The organism is Acinetobacter sp. YH12100 (assembly GCF_013419135.1).
Taxonomy (GTDB): domain Bacteria; phylum Pseudomonadota; class Gammaproteobacteria; order Pseudomonadales; family Moraxellaceae; genus Acinetobacter; species Acinetobacter pseudolwoffii.
The window spans coordinates 1-18,666 of the sequence record NZ_VPAQ01000025.1; the positions used below are offsets into that span (position 1 = coordinate 1).

At 42.1% G+C, this 18,666-nt stretch carries 18 protein-coding genes, 1 pseudogene and 1 other annotated feature; of the genes and pseudogenes, 12 read left to right on the top strand and 7 right to left on the bottom strand.

Annotated features, from left to right (window positions below; all coding sequences use genetic code 11):
* Together FTU40_RS13710 and FTU40_RS13715 are read left to right on the top strand one after the other, a co-directional pair.
* A partial coding sequence (locus FTU40_RS13710) for an IS3 family transposase (RefSeq protein ID WP_161405089.1) occupies positions 1-606 on the top strand: 606 nt, incomplete at its 5' end.
* 192 nt (positions 607-798) lie between these two features.
* Positions 799-1,371, top strand: a complete 573-nt coding sequence (locus FTU40_RS13715; protein ID WP_159139015.1) for an HdeD family acid-resistance protein — start codon at positions 799-801, stop codon at positions 1,369-1,371.
* 296 nt (positions 1,372-1,667) lie between these two features.
* On the opposite strand, the pseudogene FTU40_RS13720 reads toward FTU40_RS13715, so the two are convergent.
* Positions 1,668-2,092 (bottom strand): annotated as a pseudogene (locus FTU40_RS13720) (transposase); the annotation flags it as partial.
* Positions 1,701-1,817: a sequence feature (AL1L pseudoknot), on the bottom strand. Its footprint overlaps the pseudogene before it by 117 nt.
* A gap of 335 nt (positions 2,093-2,427) precedes the next feature.
* Between FTU40_RS13720 and FTU40_RS13725 the strand changes: the two are divergent.
* Positions 2,428-3,630, top strand: a complete 1,203-nt coding sequence (locus tag FTU40_RS13725) for an integrase arm-type DNA-binding domain-containing protein (RefSeq protein WP_159138989.1) — start codon at positions 2,428-2,430, stop codon at positions 3,628-3,630.
* A 368-nt stretch (positions 3,631-3,998) separates the two neighbouring features.
* Here the strand turns inward: FTU40_RS13725 and FTU40_RS13730 are convergent, their stop codons facing one another.
* From FTU40_RS13730 to FTU40_RS13740, 3 genes are all read right to left on the bottom strand, one after another.
* Positions 3,999-4,991 carry a zinc-dependent alcohol dehydrogenase family protein gene (locus FTU40_RS13730; RefSeq protein WP_159138988.1) on the bottom strand — a complete coding sequence of 331 codons (993 nt, stop codon included), beginning with the start codon at positions 4,989-4,991 and terminating at the stop codon, positions 3,999-4,001.
* An 86-nt stretch (positions 4,992-5,077) separates the two neighbouring features.
* Positions 5,078-5,989, bottom strand: a complete 912-nt coding sequence (locus FTU40_RS13735) for a LysR family transcriptional regulator (RefSeq protein ID WP_100535562.1) — start codon at positions 5,987-5,989, stop codon at positions 5,078-5,080.
* A gap of 191 nt (positions 5,990-6,180) precedes the next feature.
* Positions 6,181-6,945 (bottom strand): AraC family transcriptional regulator, encoded by a 765-nt coding sequence (locus FTU40_RS13740; protein WP_180041229.1) that lies wholly within the window; start codon positions 6,943-6,945, stop codon positions 6,181-6,183.
* Positions 6,946-7,086: 141 nt separating this feature from the next.
* Here FTU40_RS13740 and FTU40_RS13745 point away from each other — a divergent pair, with 141 nt between their 5' ends.
* The gene (locus tag FTU40_RS13745) at positions 7,087-8,607 is read left to right on the top strand and encodes a catalase (RefSeq protein ID WP_049590605.1); all 1,521 of its coding nucleotides are present in this window, start codon (positions 7,087-7,089) and stop codon (positions 8,605-8,607) included.
* Between the two features lie 115 nt (positions 8,608-8,722).
* Here the strand turns inward: FTU40_RS13745 and trpA are convergent, their stop codons facing one another.
* Together trpA and trpB are read right to left on the bottom strand one after the other, a co-directional pair.
* On the bottom strand, positions 8,723-9,508 hold the full coding sequence (gene trpA, locus FTU40_RS13750; RefSeq protein ID WP_180000711.1) for a tryptophan synthase subunit alpha: 786 nt from the start codon (positions 9,506-9,508) through the stop codon (positions 8,723-8,725).
* Complete coding sequence (trpB, locus tag FTU40_RS13755) at positions 9,505-10,716, bottom strand: tryptophan synthase subunit beta (RefSeq protein ID WP_100535558.1); 1,212 nt, start codon at positions 10,714-10,716, stop codon at positions 9,505-9,507. The genes trpA and trpB overlap by 4 nt, the downstream gene beginning before the upstream one ends.
* 102 nt (positions 10,717-10,818) lie before the next feature.
* On the opposite strand from trpB, the gene FTU40_RS13760 reads away from it, so the two are divergent.
* Complete coding sequence (locus tag FTU40_RS13760) at positions 10,819-11,694, top strand: LysR substrate-binding domain-containing protein (RefSeq protein WP_100535557.1); 876 nt, start codon at positions 10,819-10,821, stop codon at positions 11,692-11,694.
* A gap of 375 nt (positions 11,695-12,069) precedes the next feature.
* On the top strand, positions 12,070-12,321 hold the full coding sequence (locus tag FTU40_RS13765) for a TIGR03643 family protein (RefSeq protein WP_373683532.1): 252 nt from the start codon (positions 12,070-12,072) through the stop codon (positions 12,319-12,321).
* Here the strand turns inward: FTU40_RS13765 and FTU40_RS13770 are convergent.
* Positions 12,318-12,470, bottom strand: coding sequence for a DUF2256 domain-containing protein (locus FTU40_RS13770; protein ID WP_159138906.1), 153 nt, complete (start codon positions 12,468-12,470; stop codon positions 12,318-12,320). The genes FTU40_RS13765 and FTU40_RS13770 overlap by 4 nt on opposite strands.
* A gap of 356 nt (positions 12,471-12,826) precedes the next feature.
* On the opposite strand from FTU40_RS13770, the gene nudC reads away from it, so the two are divergent.
* The 6 genes from nudC to FTU40_RS13800 all read left to right on the top strand — a co-directional run bounded on the left by nudC (position 12,827) and on the right by FTU40_RS13800 (position 18,662).
* Positions 12,827-13,600: an NAD(+) diphosphatase gene (gene nudC / locus FTU40_RS13775; RefSeq protein WP_100535554.1), complete on the top strand. Its 774-nt coding sequence runs from the start codon at positions 12,827-12,829 to the stop codon at positions 13,598-13,600.
* A 119-nt stretch (positions 13,601-13,719) separates the two neighbouring features.
* Positions 13,720-14,268 (top strand): lipocalin family protein, encoded by a 549-nt coding sequence (locus FTU40_RS13780; protein WP_100535594.1) that lies wholly within the window; start codon positions 13,720-13,722, stop codon positions 14,266-14,268.
* 130 nt (positions 14,269-14,398) lie between these two features.
* Positions 14,399-15,385, top strand: a complete 987-nt coding sequence (locus FTU40_RS13785; RefSeq protein WP_071852181.1) for an acyl-CoA desaturase — start codon at positions 14,399-14,401, stop codon at positions 15,383-15,385.
* Positions 15,382-16,665 carry an NAD(P)/FAD-dependent oxidoreductase gene (locus FTU40_RS13790; protein ID WP_100535553.1) on the top strand — a complete coding sequence of 428 codons (1,284 nt, stop codon included), beginning with the start codon at positions 15,382-15,384 and terminating at the stop codon, positions 16,663-16,665. Before FTU40_RS13785 ends, FTU40_RS13790 begins: the two co-directional genes overlap by 4 nt.
* A 9-nt stretch (positions 16,666-16,674) precedes the next feature.
* Positions 16,675-17,469 (top strand): DUF1365 domain-containing protein, encoded by a 795-nt coding sequence (locus FTU40_RS13795; RefSeq protein WP_100535552.1) that lies wholly within the window; start codon positions 16,675-16,677, stop codon positions 17,467-17,469.
* A complete protein-coding gene (locus tag FTU40_RS13800) occupies positions 17,466-18,662 on the top strand; it encodes a cyclopropane-fatty-acyl-phospholipid synthase family protein (RefSeq protein WP_180041231.1) in 1,197 nt (398 codons plus the stop codon). Before FTU40_RS13795 ends, FTU40_RS13800 begins: the two co-directional genes overlap by 4 nt.
* Positions 18,663-18,666 lie beyond the last annotated feature (4 nt).

Here is an 18,666-nt window from a genome sequence, read left to right on the forward strand (position 1 = left end):
TTAATGAAGAAAATGGGCATTAATGCGTTATATCGTAAACCAAATCTAAGTCAGGCCAATCAAGCTCACCGTAAATATCCATATCTGCTCAAAGGATTGGCTATTCAGCGCAGTAATCAAGTGTGGTGTACGGATATAACGTATATCCCTATGGCAAAAGGCTTTGTTTATTTATGTGCTGTGATTGATTGGCATAGCCGCAAGGTACTTGCGCATAGGGTATCGATTAGTATGGAGGTGGATTTTTGTATTTCGGCTTTAAATGAAGCGATTGAAAAATATGGATCACCTGAAATATTTAATACAGACCAGGGCAGTCAGTTCACCAGTGATGCATTTATTGATGTATTGAAATCAAATGGCATTCAAATCAGTATGGATGGTAAAGGTCGATGGATTGATAATGTGATGGTTGAACGGTTATGGAGAAGCGTTAAATATGAAGAGGTGTATCTCAAAGCTTATAGCAGTGTCACCGATGCGAAAAAGCAATTGAGTGCATATTTTGAATTTTATAATTTGAAACGACCTCATTCGAGTCTGGACAAAATGACTCCAGATGAGTTTTACTATGACCAGCTACCACAACAAAATAAGGTAGCTTAACTAGAGCAGAATATCACTTATAAATAAGCTTTTAGTTGTTCAAACAAGTGGGACCACCTCTTTATATCGATGTTAATCGGCTACTAAAACATAATTTTATTTTTTTATGCAAGAGGAAACGTAAGATTCTTCTAAAGCCAATCAAGTTTTAAAGTATGATCAGTCAAATAAGACATCACTTGAGAAGAAAAGATGAAAACAGTAGGCAATGACTTGGTACGTAGTCAGTTGCATCAAAAGCGAAAATGGTATCTGGGGCTGGGCATTTTACTAGTGATTTTTGGTCTGGTCTTGCTAGCGACTTTACCCTTTGCAACCTTGTCCGTGGTATTCATGTTTGGCGTACTGATGATGATCGGCGGGATTCTGCATTTTGTTGCTGCATTTAAAATTTTTCATGGCGGTTTTCGCTGGTTCTGGGCCTTATTCGGTCTTTTATACTTGCTTGCCGGATATTATGCGTTCAGTACACCGCTACAGACCGCGGTGGTCCTGACCCATATTCTGGCGATTATTCTAATTATTGCAGGTATCATCCGGATCTTGAATAGCCTTTTGTTTCGCGCTCTGGGTGGATGGGGCTGGACTTTATTTTCAGGCATCTTGACCCTGCTGGCAGGGATTGTGATTTTGCAATCCCCAGATGCACCGTTTTGGGTCCTGGGCCTGTTTCTGGCGATTGATATTTTATTTCAGGGGATTAATTACCTGACATTTGCGTCTTATATCCGGTATGAAGTCCCGAAAAGTTCAGCTGAGCTTTAAAAGCTCGCATCAAGAGCGCTCCGTGCGCTCTTTTTTATGTCTTGTGATGAATATAAGTGTGATCAGTTTATGTCAAAAATCTTTGTACTTGCGCCGGGTTCCTTATACTGAACTTGCATAAATTATGTTGTGTAACGTATGTAACAAGTTGAAATTATTAAAAATAGGATAACTAAAAATGCAACCGACTGAATTAAAAAAATTACCAGACTGGTTATTAGAACAGTTACCCCAAATAACTGAACCAGCAATTTTATCACTTATAGGTGTTGTTCAAATTTACGGAGCCATCTCTTGTCAGCGAGATCTAAAGTTCGGTAATAGGTTGAAGCTGCGATCGGTAAAATCCTACAAATCGCATCAACACCATATAAGTCTTTATTGTTATGGATGAAATCCACCATTATTTGTGTGGGCGGTCGAGCTCCGCCTGGGCGAAAAAAGCGGCTGCTTTACGTAGAATTTCATTGGCACGCTTTAATTCTTTAATTTCACGTTCCATTTGCTTCATTTTTTCTTGATCAGATATCTGTTGTACTTTAATAGGATTTTGCTGATCTAAATGCTTTTGATGCCAGGCACGAAGTGTTTCAGGAGTACAACCAATCTTAGGCGCAATTGCTGTGATTGCAGCCCAAGTAGAAGGATAATCTTTTTCAGATTCAATTAGTAATTGAACCGCTCTTTCTCTAATTTCGAGGGTATAGGTTGGTTTTTTCATCGGAATAGTCTCTCAGAATATTGAGTCTCCGACAAACCCGGTACGGTTCATTGTTTGTGTTTGGACAAAAGTGATGAATGCAGACCGTTTTGATGTGAAGAAATCATGATCTGAATATTTAAGATAAAAAACCGGCTTTAAGCCGGTTTTTTTATTTAACTTGTAGAATCAATGGTTAATTAAATGGTTACTAAAAAGCAATCACTCTAAATATAAAACAGATTTAACAATAACTTATAAAAATATATGATGCGTATGATACGCATCATATGAAAATTGCTTAAATTTGCTATAATTGAATTGCGCAGTGTCATTTGTGGTTAGGTTAAATATTCATGAGTCTTACGGAAATTAAGGTACGCCAGGCTAAACCAAAGGAAAAAGTCTATTTTCTGGCAGATGATGACGGCTTAAGTTTAAAGATAGAACCAAATGGACGTAAATCTTGGAGTTACCGCTATTCACTTGTAGGGACAAATAAACGTCCTCGCATGAAGTTGGGCGAATATCCTGTAATGTCCTTGAAAGAGGCCAGATCAGTCCGGGATGAATATAAATTTAATGATTATCAAAATAAACTGCTGCATAAAAAAGACATCAAAACTTTTCAGGATATTTGTGAAGAGTGGTTAGAATTTAAAATTAAAAATTCCTTTGAAGATGAACCACGATGCGGTGTAATTCAGCTTGCAAAAAAATGTTTAGATCAGGATATTTATCCAAATATTGGACTAACGCCATTTATTGAAGTTAAAAGATATGATCTGGTTAAGGTTATTAAAAATATAGAATCTAGAAATGTAAAAGAACCTGTAAAGAAAGCTTACAGTTATTTAAATCAGATTTATGATTATGCTGTAGCAATGGGGTATTGTGAATATAATATTGCAAATGGGCTTCATAAAATATTAGTTAATAATAAGATTAAGAAAAATTATCCTCATTTGAACTCAGATGAACTATCTAATTTCTTAGCTAGATTGAATCAGATTAATACAGATCCTATCATTAAAAAAGCCCTATTATTTAAGTTATATACAGGCGTACGTGGTGGAGAATTACTGCTTTCTGAACCACATCACTTCGATCTGGATAAAAGAATATGGAAAATACCGGCCTTACATATTAAACAATATAGAAGAAAAGTTATTTTAGGTCATGATATTCCTGACTTTTTAGTTCCACTATCTGATCAAGCACTTGAAGTTGTGAAATCAGCACTCGCTTGGTCTCATGGCGAAAAATATGTATTTTCTAGCCCCCGTAATAATCATAAACCTATTCATTTTAATACCCTGAACTTGATTATTAGAAAAATGGGATATACTAAAAATGAACTATCATCTCATGGTTTACGCTCAACATTTAGTACCATATTAAATGAATCTGGTTTATTTCAATCAAATTGGATTGAAGCACAGCTATCTCATACTGATAAAAATAAAACCCGTGCAAGTTATAATCATGCAGAATATTTCAATCAGCGCGTGGAAATGATGCAATGGTGGGGAGATTTTATTGATAGTTGTACTGTATAGTTAATGGTTATGAAATCCAAGTTTTAATTAGAATATATTAGTAAATATATAAAATTAGATTCAAGCATTATTAAGACTGAAATATTGTAAAGTAAACTACTTATATTCTGTATTATTTATTTTATACGATTTATAAGAGCCTTAGTTTTTTAATATATTAACCATGATCTATTGACAGAAAACTAGTAAAGTAAATGCCCGCTGAAACTAATTATCCGTGATTTGAGTTATTTAATGCTCTAGTAAAACAGCATTAAATAACCCGATCACGGCATCGAGTGTGGTCAGATCTATGATGAAACTCGGCTAACCAAAAATATTGTATTGGAACTAAAATGCCCTATAGATGGCAGTATAGGGCATCTAAATTACTGAACGTTAACTACGATCTTGCCGATTTGGGCATTTGTTTCCATGTATTTATGAGCTTCTTGGATATTCTCAAAATTAAAGACTTGGTCAATTAAAGGTGATAACTGACCTGACTCCAAACCACGATAAACAAATTGTTTTGCCTGTTCTAGCGCATTGGAATCAGTGGTAATTTCAAAGAGCTCATAACCACGTAATGTTAAATGTTTGCCTAAAACATCCATAACACTCATTTGGATATCACGTGTATCAAGCGCACCATATTGGAAGAATGTGCCTTGTTTAGCCATAGCTTGCATGATTTTACCTACAGCTGGACCACCTACAGGATCAAACACCATATTTACCCCCTGGTGATTGGTAATACGATTCAATTCATTTACTAAATCTTGCTCCTCAGTAGCGATCACATATTTAGCCCCTAGATCTATCAGTTGCTGCTTTTTAGCACTAGTACGAGTTAATGCGATTGGGGTAGCGCCTAACATATTAGTAATTTGAATTGCTGCCACGCCAACACTGCTAGATGCAGCACCAATAACAACATATTGGTCTTTCTGTAAGTTGCCAAAATGTACTAATGCACCATAAGCCGTCACAAACATCATCCAGCTTGCAGCCGCTTGTTGGAATGTCAAATCTTTAGGATGTTTTACAACAGCATGGACTGGCAGATTGATGAGTTCTGCGTATGTACCATATTCATCAAAACCAAAAGATGGAATGACACTCACTGCATCGCCAATACTAAACTCTGAAACACCTTCGCCAATCGCTGTAACGATACCTGCGGCTTCATAGCCAAGTACAGAAGGAAAAGTGGGTTCAATCACATAATTACCGGTACGGTACATGATTTCAGCCCGATTTAAGCCGATCGCATGGACTGCCATTTGTACTTCACGTGCTTTGGGAGCAGGAATTTCTAGATCTTCAATTTGTAGGACCTCAGCACCACCGATAGCACGCATCACCACAGTTTTAGACATGTTTCTTTTCCATATGTTTAACAGATGGAATTAGCATAGTGGTTCAAACAGATCAGATAAATAAACAATCTATTTATAGATTGGTTCTATTTTTTATCACAATCTCTTGCAAATATCCTTTCAATCCAATCTATAAAGACTTGCATACGTGCAGGTAAATGTTCACGGTGAGTGTAGAGCAAAGAAATAGGTTTAGGCATATTTTGATAAGTTGATAACACTTCAATGAGTTGGCCATTCTCGAGATACGGCTGTATTGCATGACGAACCCCTTGAATTAAGCCCAAACCATGTAAGGCTGCGCTTAAAAATGATTCTGAATCATTGACTAAAATACTTGAATCCAATTTATATTCTTCAAGTTTCTGATTCACAATAAATTGCCAATTCATAACCTTACGTTGTTTACCGCTAAAATAATTGATGGCTTGATGGTGTTTTAGATCATCTAAGGTATGCGGTGTGCCATATTTTTTTAAATAAGAAGGGGCAGCACAAGTGATCATTTCAACTTGTCCAAGTGATTTTGCAATGAGGGTTGAGTCATCTAAGTAGCCGAGTCGAATTGCAAAATCGACACCTTGATCAATGAGATCCACTAAGGAATCAGAGGATTCTAGAATCAACTCGATATTTGGATATTGTTGTTTAAACTCTGCCAAATGAGGAATCAGAATGGCTTTGGCAATGGTGATGGGTACGTTGATGCGCAGTTTACCCGATATATTTTGAGTCTGTAGATTTGGCTGAAAGCTATTAAAAATAGCATCGAAGTCTTTAAGGAGTTGCAATGCTTTGTGATAGAAAGCTTCACCTTCTAAAGTCATGCTGACTTTACGGGTGGTTCTATTGAGTAATCTCACCCCCAATTCATGTTCAAGCTGTTTGATGGCTTTGGAAATCAGTGGACGATGCACACCCAATGTCTCAGCAGTGTGAGTAAAGCTTTGGGTTTCAACCACACGCACATATATCTGTAACTTCTGCAAATGATCCATTTAATTTTGCCATTCATTGAATATCGAAATTATAACAAATGGCTGATTTAAAGGTCTTATTCGAACGACATGATGTTTAGCCGTCCGATCAGGGATGGTCATGAATACAGAAAAAAATTAATCTTCAATCAGGTCAATTTTGAATGATAAAAAATATTTCACCTGCTTATGCAATGAACTTTACCCAAAGTTTAACTATATTGATTACGATATTGGCTCGGTGTAACGTTAAACCAACGCTTAAATGCGCGTCTAAAGTTAGAACTGTCATGATAGTTTAATAGCGTTGCAATCGCATCGACAGATAAAGTACTGTCTGTTAAATAACGACGTGCTTGCTCCGACAAAATTGCATCTCGAATCTCCCTAAAGCTTGTGCCATCTGCGGCAAGTTGACGTGCCAATGTCCGTTTACTCATAAACAATGCCGCTGCAATTTGGTCTTCACTCAGTTCATGTAGCGAACTCGACAGCATCATTTTTTTTATCATATACACATAGCTTTGCTTGCCCGGTTTGAGCTGCTGTAGCATGCTTTCGCATTGTTGCATCGCGAGTAAATAACTGTCTTGATTGGCCGAGGCATTCGGAATGTGACATAGACTGAAAGGAAAGGTGGCTTTGATTGCAGGTGCGGAAAAAGAATAAGCGCCCGATAAATACTGCGCATAGGCTTGGTGATAGTCGGGTTCTGCGTGCGCAAAACAGATTTGAGCGTCATGGAGAGGGCGTCCAACAATAAATTCAGCACACTCAAATAAAATCACGGCACAGGTTTCAGCCAATAGACGATGTACCTGTTCAGACAGTTGAAAATCAAAATACAGTGATATATTGACTGAATGTTCGGTGTATTCAAGATTTAAATGTGCAAAGCTGATACGGGTGGGAATAAATTCCTGAAATGCTTTCAGTGCTATCAATAAATTTGGGCTACTGTTGACCAAGAATCCCATGGCACCATGTACTGAATAGCCACCGATTTTGTAGACACTCTTTAGTTTAATATTTTAATACGCTAGTTAAGCGTAAACTAGAATATGGAGATCTTAAGTTTCTCTCGGCAATTTAAATGAAAAGAAACGGGAGTTAATAGTATGAGTCAAGACCCTAAAAAATGTCCTGTTACCCACCTGACTACTGAAGCTGGTGCCCCTGTGGTCGACAATCAGAACAGTATGACGGCAGGTGCGCGTGGACCTTTACTTGCCCAGGATTTATGGCTGAATGAAAAACTGGCCAACTTTGTCCGTGAAGTGATTCCAGAGCGTCGTATGCATGCCAAAGGTTCAGGTGCTTTCGGTACCTTTACCGTGACCAATGATATTACCCAATATAGCCGCGCTAAAATTTTCTCTGAAGTCGGCAAAAAAACCGAAATGTTTGCGCGTTTCTCAACGGTGGCGGGTGAACGTGGTGCGGCCGATGCAGAACGTGATATTCGCGGTTTTGCCCTGAAATTCTATACTGAAGAAGGCAACTGGGATCTAGTTGGCAACAATACTCCGGTATTTTTCCTGCGGGATGCCCGCAAGTTCCCTGACCTGAATAAAGCAGTCAAACGTGACCCGAAAACCAACAAGCGCAGTGCCACCAATAACTGGGATTTCTGGACATTATTGCCTGAAGCCTTGCATCAGGTGACCATTGTCATGTCGGATCGCGGTATTCCTGCTGGCTACCGTCATATGCATGGTTTTGGCAGCCATACCTTCAGTTTTATCAATGCCCAAAATGAACGCTTCTGGGTGAAATTCCATATGCGTACCCAGCAAGGCATCCAGAACCTGACCGATGCTGAAGCAGCAGACTTGATTGCCAAAGACCGTGAAAGCAGCCAGACCGACCTGTTTGATGCCATCGAACGTGGCGACTATCCAAAATGGAAAATGTACGTTCAAGTCATGCCAGAACTGGAAGCCGAAACAGTGCCTTATCATCCATTTGACCTGACCAAAGTCTGGCCGAAGGGCGATTATCCACTGATTGAAGTCGGTGAATTTGAGCTGAACCGCAATCCGGAAAACTATTTCCAGGATGTAGAACAGGCAGCCTTTGCACCTAGTAATCTTGTACCGGGCATCAGCTACTCACCGGACCGTATGTTACAGGCACGTTTAGTGAACTATGCCGACGCAGCGCGTTACCGTGTTGGTGTAAATCATTCACAGGTTCCGGTCAATGCTGCACGCTGCCCTGTAAACTCTAATCGTCGTGATGGTCAGGGCCGCATGGATGGCAACTATGGTTCATTGCCACATTATGAACCGAACAGTTTTAACCAGTGGCAGGAACAACCTCAGTTTAAAGAACCAGCATTAAAGATTACCGGTGATGCTGATTTCTGGGACTTCCGTGAAGATGACAATGATTACTTCAGCCAGCCACGTGCCCTGTTCAATTTGATGAATGATGAGCAGAAACAGGCCCTGTTTAATAACACGGCCGCAGCGATGGGTGATGCGCTAGATTTCATCAAATACCGTCATATCCGCAACTGTTATGCTTGCGATCCAGCTTATGGGCAAGGCGTTGCTAAGGCCTTAGGTATGACTGTAGCAGATGCTCAAGCGGCACGTGAAACAGATCCTGCTAAAGGTTTGCCAAGCTTTCTTTAATTTATTTTACTTTCTCTTCCTCTTTTAAGGGGGAGAGGAGGTAAACTATGGAATATAGCATAAGAAGGTGAAAACCTTATGCCATAAATTCTCTATTAAGGATCATAAAGAAAAACTAAGATTTCTCTTTCAGAATTTGTGAAAAAATTTTAACTTTTTCTAATGTGGCGTCTACACCTTGCTTAAAAAAGGTATCCACCAGTGCCGAACCGATCACCACCAGATCAACTTTATTGGCTAAGGCTTTCACATGACTTTCATCTTTAATCCCAAAGCCAATAGCAATCGGGATATTAAAAATTGGTTTGATTTCAGCAATCTTTTTTTCAAGATTGGTCAGATTTAAAGTACCGCCGGTGAGACCATTTTCCGCAACATGATATAAAAATCCTGTCGCACTGGCTGAGATTTGTTTCAATCGCTCAACTGGAGTAGTGGGTGCGCTCATTGCAATTAAATGCATATTTTTTTCATTTAATATCTGTTTAAATTTTTCCCGATATTCATAAGGGGCATCTAGGATCAGAATCCCCTCAATCAAATTTTCGGTATCCGCAACCAGCTTCTCGAAACCATATTGTATGATTGGGTTTAAATAGGTCATTAAAATAATCGGGGTGGTTTCATCCTGTAAACGGATAGCTTTCACGAGCTCAATGGTTCGATGCACGGTCTGACCAGAAGCGAGTGCTCTAACATGAGCAGCCTGGATGGTCTCTCCATCTGCCACAGGATCAGAAAATGGGATGCCCACTTCGATGATATCAGCTCCAGCTTGACCCAATTGACTAAATAGACGATAACTTTCATTAAAATCAGGATCTCCGGCAGTAAAATAACAGACTAAACCACTGCGATTTTCCTGTTTTAATTGCATTAGTTTTTGATCTAAACGGTTCATGCGCGTGCTCCTGCAAGATACTTTTTGACTGTGTCTAAGTCTTTGTCACCTCGACCGCTTAAATTGATGATAATTGTCTGTTCCGGATGCATTTCTTTCGCAAGTTTGATGGCATAGGCAATAGCATGAGAACTTTCCAGCGCTGGGATAATGCCCTCTTGCTGGCTCAGTAGTTGAAAGGCATGTACAGCCTCTTCATCTTTGACTGCTGCATAAGTCACGCGGCTTGTTTCAAACAGGATGCAATGCTCAGGGCCAACCCCAGGGTAATCCAGTCCTGCGGATATGGAATGTCCCTCTAGAATTTGCCCGTCTGAATCTTGCAGTAAGTAAGTCAAATTACCATGCAAGACGCCGACTCGACCTTTGGAAATCGAGGCAGCATGTTCATGACTATCAGTGCCTTTCCCGCCAGCTTCAATTCCAAACATTTTGACATTGGTATCCTCTAGAAAGGGGTGCATGAGTCCTAATGCATTGGAACCCCCACCGACACAAGCAACCAAAGCATCTGGGAGTTTATTTTCTTTAAGAAGAATCTGGTTTCTGGCTTCGATGCCAATAATTTTCTGGAACTCTCTCACAATAGTCGGGTAGGGATGCGGGCCAGCACCAGTTCCTAGCAGATAGTAAGTCGTGTCGACATGACTGATCCAGTCACGTAAGGCTTCATTCATAGCATCTTTCAGGGTTCCACGGCCTTTTTTTACGCCTTGTACTTCAGCACCAAGTAATTTCATACGTTCAACATTCGGTTGCTGACGTTGAATATCTGTTTTACCCATATAGATCGTGCATTTCATCTTAAAGAGTGCACAGACGATTGCTGTGGCAACACCATGCTGTCCTGCACCTGTTTCAGCAATGATTCTGGTTTTACCCATGAATTTAGCCAATAATATTTGCCCCACACAGTTATTGATCTTATGGGCGCCGGTATGGTTCAAATCTTCTCGCTTGAGATATATTTTGGCTCCCCCTGCGTAGGAAGTTAGATTTTTTGCATAGAATAGCGGGCTAGGGCGACCCACGAAGTCGGTTAAAATCTGTCGATATTCAGCCCAAAATTCAGGTTGATTCCGTATGGTATTAAAGGCTTGTTCTAAATCTTGTAGAGCTGGCATCAGGCTTTCAGGCATATAGCAGCCACCAAATTTACCGAAAAAACCACCTTGATCAGGACCCTGACCGATATAAGGAGTTGTCATTGTCTTTCTCTTAAAATTTCAACATTGATTGGATCTTAAAAGATTTCCATTTTCCTGATAATTGATATATTTTTGATTTATGATGTTAGAAAAATTTACAGCATGAAACGTAGAACCTTACCGCCCTTAAATTCACTTAAAGCATTTGAAGCGGTCGCTAGACATCAAAGCTTCAGCTTGGCTGCGGAAGAACTGTGTGTCACTCATAGTGCAATCAGCCATCAAATCAAACAGCTCGAAGAATGGTTGGATAAAAAATTATTTATTCGGCATTCATCAACGATTACTCTCACTCAGGATGCAGAAGACTTATCCCGTCTTTGTACTCACTTCTTCAATGAGCTGGAAGAATGTGTATTTGAATTAACTCACAAAGCGTCAGAAGTAGAAATCGTAATCGGTGCCTCTCATAGCTTTATGGCGAACTGGTTAATTCCACGACTGGAAAAACTAGAGAGCCTTTATCCTAATATCTCTATTAAATTGATGACCTGTAACGACCTAAAGCTACTGGAAAAAGAAAAAATTGATATTTTTATCAATAGTTTGAATGTAGATGAAATGCTGCCTAAGTTTTTGGATAAATTTCTTTTATTTCCGGACAACATGGGACCAGTTTGTAAAGGTGAAAGCTATGCTCTCACTAGTATTCATGATCTTTTTGAGCACCCATTACTTCACACTTATTCCAATAAGAATGCCTGGCAGATCTGGTTTGAACGATCCCATCTAAACCTTGAGACTAAATCGAATGATCGATATTTTGATCGTCTCAATTTAATGATAGAGGCGGCTGTTTCAGGATTGGGGATTGCTATAGCGCCCCAGATTTTGGTAGAAAAGGAAATATTAAGTGGCAGAATTATTGCGCCGTTTGAATTTACCTATTGCAACTTTGACTTCTATGCAATCGTTAGGAAAAATAATTCAAATCAAGAGATTATCAATATTGTAAATTGGTTACAGACCCAATGTTGAGAGGATCCCAATCAAAAGCCATTTCTATCAAGAATAGACCAATACCGCCGCAGAGCTGGGCAATAATTTCGAGCACAATTTCCCCAAGGTGTTTTTAGCATCAGCATACCGTCTGATCTAGGCGATGTCATTAACAACAATCCCAGGCATAGGCTTTGGTAGCAGGTATTTGGACCACACGCTGAGATCGAAGGCCCGATAGGACAGCAACAAAATACAATCCACGCAAAAAATCACAAAATCTTCATCTTCGTTTTTTTAAGATGAGTTTGGTCAGCTTGATCTGACCCAGACAGAGAGAGATAGCGTTAAATTTTATCGCTCAATTTTTATTTTAAAAATGAAAGTAAACAGAGGTATGTGGTGCGTCAAGTAATTGAATATGTGGGAGCAGATCTGTCAAGGATCATTGAAATGGCCTGGGAAGATCGCACCCCATTTGAAGCCATCCAGCGTGAGTTTGGCTTGAATGAAACTGCAGTGATTCGCTTGATGCGGAAAAATATGAAAGCATCAAGTTTTAAAATGTGGCGTGAACGAGTCACCGGCCGAAAAACTAAACATCTGCAACTGCGTTCCCCCGATGTCATTCGGGCTTATTGTGCGCGGCAGTATAAACGTTTCTAAGCGCTTTGTTTTGAACGCAGTTTGGACTCACGTTTACATCGTTCAGAACAGTATCTGACTTCCTCCCAGCAGCGTTGCCATTTTTTGCGCCAAGTAAAAAGGCGCAAGCAGTGAATACAGGTTTTTTCAGGGAGATGCTGTTTTTTCATGGTTTATAACTCATCTATCTGGCTAAGAAGCTGTTGGGCATGGGTGGATTATTTGTTCCGCAACTTTAAGTTTATCCCGCTGCCGATAGAAATCACTAGCAAATCGTCCTCACGTGAACGCAAGTTCATTTATCTAGCTAAAATCTTACTCATTTTATAAGCCTTATTTTTAATGATTTCTTAACTCATAAACGATGTGAAAATTATGTGATTTTAATCAAAAAGATACAAATTATTATAGTTGTAATTCAGGCAGCCTGCGCCTAGTATCTTCCATGAAGTTACTCCATGTAAGCTTCCTTAGTTTTGTCCCATACACCCCTCTGTATGGGATTTTTTTTAATCCGGGGATTGTCATGAGCATGCATTCAAAAGCATATATTTTTAGACAGCAGCAATTGCTGGTGGATGATCATTTCCAGTTGCCGCAAGTGGAAAGACTGCAGCACGACCTGAACCTGTCGGAAAATGGCCAGGTCATTGCACGGGATCTAAAAGAAGATGAACCAGTACCCGAGGGTTATCAACTGATCCCGATTCGGCAACTGGTGCAGGTCTGGAGCAGGCCGCAGTTTGAACAGGCCAGCCGTGCCGTACAGTTACTGGAGTGGCGCCGTAATCACTGCTTTTGCAGCAAATGTGGCCATGCCACCCAGCAGCACGCCAGCCAGTATGCCATGGTCTGTCCATCTTGTGGCTATAACCAGTATCCCCGGGTGAATCCCTGCGTGATTACCATCATCACCCGGGGTATAGATGAAATTCTGCTGGCGAAAAATGCCCGCAATAAAACCCAGATGTACAGCCTGATTGCTGGATTTGTTGAAGTCGGCGAAACCTTGGAGGAGGCAGTACGCCGTGAGACGCAGGAAGAAGTCGGCCTGCAGATCAAGAATATTCAATATCTGGCCAGCCAGCCGTGGCCGTTTCCCAGCAACCTGATGATGGCCTTCAGGGCAGAGTATCACTCGGGTGAGATTCAGATTCAGGAAGATGAACTGAGCGACGCGCAATTTTTCAAGTTTGATCAGTTACCTGAGATTCCCTTCAAGGGCAGTATCGCTTATGCCATGATTCAGCATGTGATGCATGATACCCCTGTAGCAGATGACAGCAAAGAATGGCTTTAACCTAGAAAATAGCCTAGGGCTTTTCAGCAGCACGCCTGCTAGATCACATGATTTTGTCTTCACGCTTTGTTCACATCCACCTGGGTTATCTTAGTCCTGAAATCATTCAAGGCTTAAAAATGAATACTCTATTCAAGTCAGTTTTTGCGGTTACGGCACTGACCCTCATGAGCTTAAGCATGCTGACTCGAGCGGAAACGGTTGCGCCTCAGGCAGTCGATCAGGTGGATATCCAGCAGTATGCAGGCAAGTGGTATGAAATTTCGCATTTACCGATGTATTTTCAGCGTAAATGTGTATCGGATATCTCTGCACAATATGAGGTCAATGCCGATCAGACCATGAGTGTGTTAAATAGTTGTCGGATTGCCAATGGTGAGATGATTAGCTCTGAAGGAGTGGCTTATCCGCAAAATAAGGGCAACAGTAAACTCAAGGTCAGCTTTTTACCTCCAGGTTTAAGGTGGATCCCGTTTACTAAAGGTCATTACTGGGTATTACGCGTGGATCCAGAATATAAAGTGGCACTGGTCGGTGGACCAAGTAACAAATACCTGTGGATTTTGTCGCGTGAACCACAACTGGACGAAGCAACTTATCAGTCCTATCTGGAGACTGCGAGACACTATGGCTACGACATCACAAAGTTAATCAAATTACCGCATTAATCTGCTACCCTTTGGCCGAACTGCTTAGTCTCTTACAGTTCGGCTTTTTTTCACTTCACATAAAATTCATATCTGACTGATTAGACTCATCAAATGGAATAAAGACAGTTGCTCGAAATAGGATGAGTCCATGTTGAAAAGTCTGATGCGATGGATAGATAGCTGGTCTATATCGACACCAACCGAAACACTGACGGCTGAAAATAGCAAGATTCAGTGGGTCCGGATTTTACCCTTTATTCTGCTGCATCTGGCCTGTTTCGCTGTGTTCTGGGTCGGTGTGTCATGGTTTGCGCTTGGCTTTATGGTCGCGTTCTACTTGATCCGCATGTTTTCCATCACGGCTTTTTTTCATCGCTATCTGTCGCATAAAACTTTTCAGACCTCACGCCCGATACAGTTCCTGTTTGTATTGCTCGGCACCATGAGTGCGCAGCGTGGCCCGCTATGGTGGGCAGCTCATCACCGTTATCACCACCGCTATACCGATACCTTGCAAGACCCACATTCATCCACGCATGGTTTTTGGTATAGCCATGTCGGCTGGTTTCTGAATGAATATAATTTTGCTACGCGTAAAGAGGTGATCAAGGACTGGCTGAAATATCCAGAACTGATTTGGCTGGACCGTTTTAGTTTGATTGTGGTGTTGCTGACTGCGGGCGGGATTTATGCACTAGGCGAATGGCTGGCCATCACTTGGCCGCAACTCGGGACGTCCGGCCTGCAATTGCTGGTCTGGGGCTTTGTGGTTTCCACGGTGTTATTGATCCATGCGACCTTGTGCATCAATTCATTGGCGCATCATTATGGCAGCCGTGATTTTGAGACGGATGACCACAGCCGTAACAATTTATTTCTGTCACTCATCACCTTAGGCGAAGGCTGGCATAACAATCATCATTACTATGCTGGTAGTACCCGGCAGGGTTTTTACTGGTGGCAGATTGATGTGACCTATTACTTGCTGAAACTCATGTCCTGGCTGGGACTGGTCTGGGGCCTCAAGCCCATTCCGGCACGGATTTATGAAGCCAGTAAAATCGCTCAGGCTCGAAAACATAAAAAAGCTGCTACTGCCGACACTCACACGATTCAATCGAAGGAATCACCATGAAAATTGCAATTATTGGTTCAGGTATTTCCGGTCTGTACGCTGCCTGGAAACTCAGCAAAGTGCATGAAGTCACAGTCTTTGAAAAGAATAACTACTTTGGTGGTCATACCGATACCCATCAGCTGAATATCGAGGGTGAACAGGTTGCGGTGGATAGTGGCTTTATTGTGTTTAATGAGCATAACTATCCGCTGTTTTGCTCGATGCTAAAAGAACTAGGGATTCAATCGCAAAGCAGTGACATGGGCTTTTCGGTGAATAATCAGGTCAGTGGCTTACAGTACAATCCTTCAAAAAAATTCTCGCTGTTGTTCCGACCTCAAAACTTTCTTAATACTGATTTTCGCGCGATGTTGTCGGATCTGTTCCGTTTCTATGCAGCCAATAAAGATCTGGATGTGGAACAGGTCGATACACAGCTCAGTATTGATGATTATTTAAATCAACATGGTTATAGCGATGCCTTTCGTCAGGAACATCTCTATCCGATGTGTGGAGCGCTGTGGTCCTGTCCGGTGGAACAGGCTGGACAGATTCCCTATAAATTTGTGGTGAGCTTTTTCCAGCACCATCGCATGTTGCAACTGAAAGACCGGCCGTTATGGCTCACGGTGAAAGGTGGATCGGCTCGCTACGTTCGTGCGATTCAGTCCCAGACGAATATTATTTTCCGCAAAACGGGTGTGCTCCATGTATCCCGTAGTGCCAATGATGTACTGGTTGAAACAGCACAGGGCAGTGAGCGTTTTGACTGGGTGATCTTTGCCAGTCATGCTGACGACAGCCTGAAACTGCTTAAAGACCCGACAGCGCAGGAGCTGGACGTGCTGGGCAAGTTCCGCTATCAGGCTAACCGTATGGTGGTGCATTCAGATACCCGCATCATGCCCAAATCCAGACGTCAGTGGGCCAGCTGGCATGTGCATGTGACCCCGAGTCAGGCAGCTGAACAGACACCTTTCCAGCACAGTGGTATGCACTATGGTTTCAGTTACTGGATGAACCAGTTGCAAAACCTGCAATGCAAGACTCAGGTCTTTGCCACTCTGAATCCTAATTTCACCCTCGATCCGAAAAAAATCTGGGTAGAACGGCATTACCGACATCCGGTGTTTGATGCCTCCGCGATTGAAGCACAACAACGCTGGGCTGAAATCAATAGCCAGAACCGCACCTCATACTGTGGCGCTTACTGGGGCTGGGGCTTTCATGAAGATGGTGCCCGTAGCGCTGCATGGGTGGTCGATCAGCTCTTAAAACAGGCCGAGCAGGCCGCCTAGGAGGATATGATGCAAATGTATCCACTGGCGATTGCCTCTGCCGAAATCCGGCATCGCCGTTTCTTGCCCAAAGCGCATGCTTTTGAGACCCGGCTGAACTATCTATACTTTGATCCTGATCAGCTCTCAAGCTTTACTGAAAAATCCTGGCTCTGGTCTTGCAATCGCTGGAATTTCCTGACCCTGGATGAACGTGATTTTCTGACCATGGAATGTGGTTCGATTCGGCAGAAGGTCGCACGTCTGCTGATCAAACGGGAAAATTATCTGCTAGCGCATGCTGCGTCCATCCGGGTTCTGGCCTTGCCACGTACACTCGGATTTCGCTTTAATTCTGTGGTGTTTTATCTGGTCTTTGATGCCACCGACCAGCTGATCTTTATCCTCAGCGAAATTACCAATACGCCATGGAATGAACGTCAGGTCTATATCCATGACTGCCGGAACAATGTGACCGAACATACGCCGTACCAGAGCCACCAGTTTGATTTCAAAAAGGCCTTTCATGTATCGCCCTTCATGCCGATGGCGCTGGATTACCGCTGGCGATTCAGCTTTTCCGATCAAAGCAATGTGATTCATATGCAGCTGTTCCAACAGGGAATATTGCAATTTGATGCCACCATGCAATTTTCGTTGCAAGCCATCACAGTTCCTTCACAACAGCATCGCTATGCTGTGCTGAAAGTTCTTGAGCCCTTCAGGATGGTCGGTGGAATTTATCTGCATGCCTTTCGCTTATGGAAGAAAAAAATTCCATTTTACCGGCATCCTCGCAAAGAAAAAGGAAACACCTTGTTATGAAAACACTGTTTATGGGAGAAGAAAGCACACTGCCGGTGGTACTGCGCCATCTACTGAAATTACGTCATGGTCAGCTGATTTTTAAAGGCGTCTGGAACGGGATTGTGGGAGAGAGCAGTGATCTGTATGCCGTGATTCAGGTGCATGATAGCCGCCTGATGGATCTACTGTTCCGCAATGGTGTACTCGGTGCTGCAGAAGGTTTCATTCGCGGCTACTGGAGCAGTGAAGATCTGGTCAATGTGATTCGCATTCTGGCGCGCAATCGCGATGTGTTGGACCGGATGAATCAGAACACCTTGGCGAAAGCCAGCCAATTCTTCCTAAAGACTTGGTACAAATCCCGCAAAAACTCGATTGATGGCAGCCGTAAGAATATTGCCGAGCATTATGACCTGAGCAATGACTTTTTCAAGCTGTTCCTGGATTCCAGCATGATGTATTCCAGCGCGGTATTTAAAGAGCCGGGCATGAGCCTGGAACAGGCCTCCGATTATAAAAAAGAACTGATTTGCCAGAAACTGCAGCTGCAACCAATGGATCATTTGGTCGAAATTGGCAGCGGTTGGGGTGGTTTTGCCATTTATGCCGCGCAGCATTATGGCTGTAAAGTCACCACCATTACCATCTCCCAAGCACAATATGATGAAGCGGTCGCGCGAATAGAGGCAGCAGGATTATCCCATCGCGTGGATGTCCAGCTGAAAGACTACCGTCTGTTGAAAGGCAAATACGATAAGCTGGTCTCGATAGAAATGATCGAGGCCGTGGGTGAGCAATACTTAGCGACCTATTTCAACAAATGCCGTGAATTGCTGAAACCGAATGGTCTGGCCCTGATTCAAGCCATCACCATTGAAGATGCCCGCTATGCCAAAGCCTTGAATACCGTGGACTACATCAAGCGTTACATTTTCCCGGGAAGTTTTATTCCCTGCATCAGTATCATGACCCAGTCCGCTTCCGAGCAAAAACTGCGTCTCAAGCATCTTGAAGATATCGGCCAAAGTTACGCCCAAACCTTGCACTGCTGGCGTCAGCGCTTCTTGGAACAACGTGAACAGGTACTGCAACTCTGCTTCGATGAGCGCTTTATCCGTATGTGGGATTTTTATCTATGCTATTGCGAGGGTGGTTTCCGCGAAGGCGTCATCAGTGATGTACATCTGCTGTTTGAAGCCAGTGCTTACTAGGCCA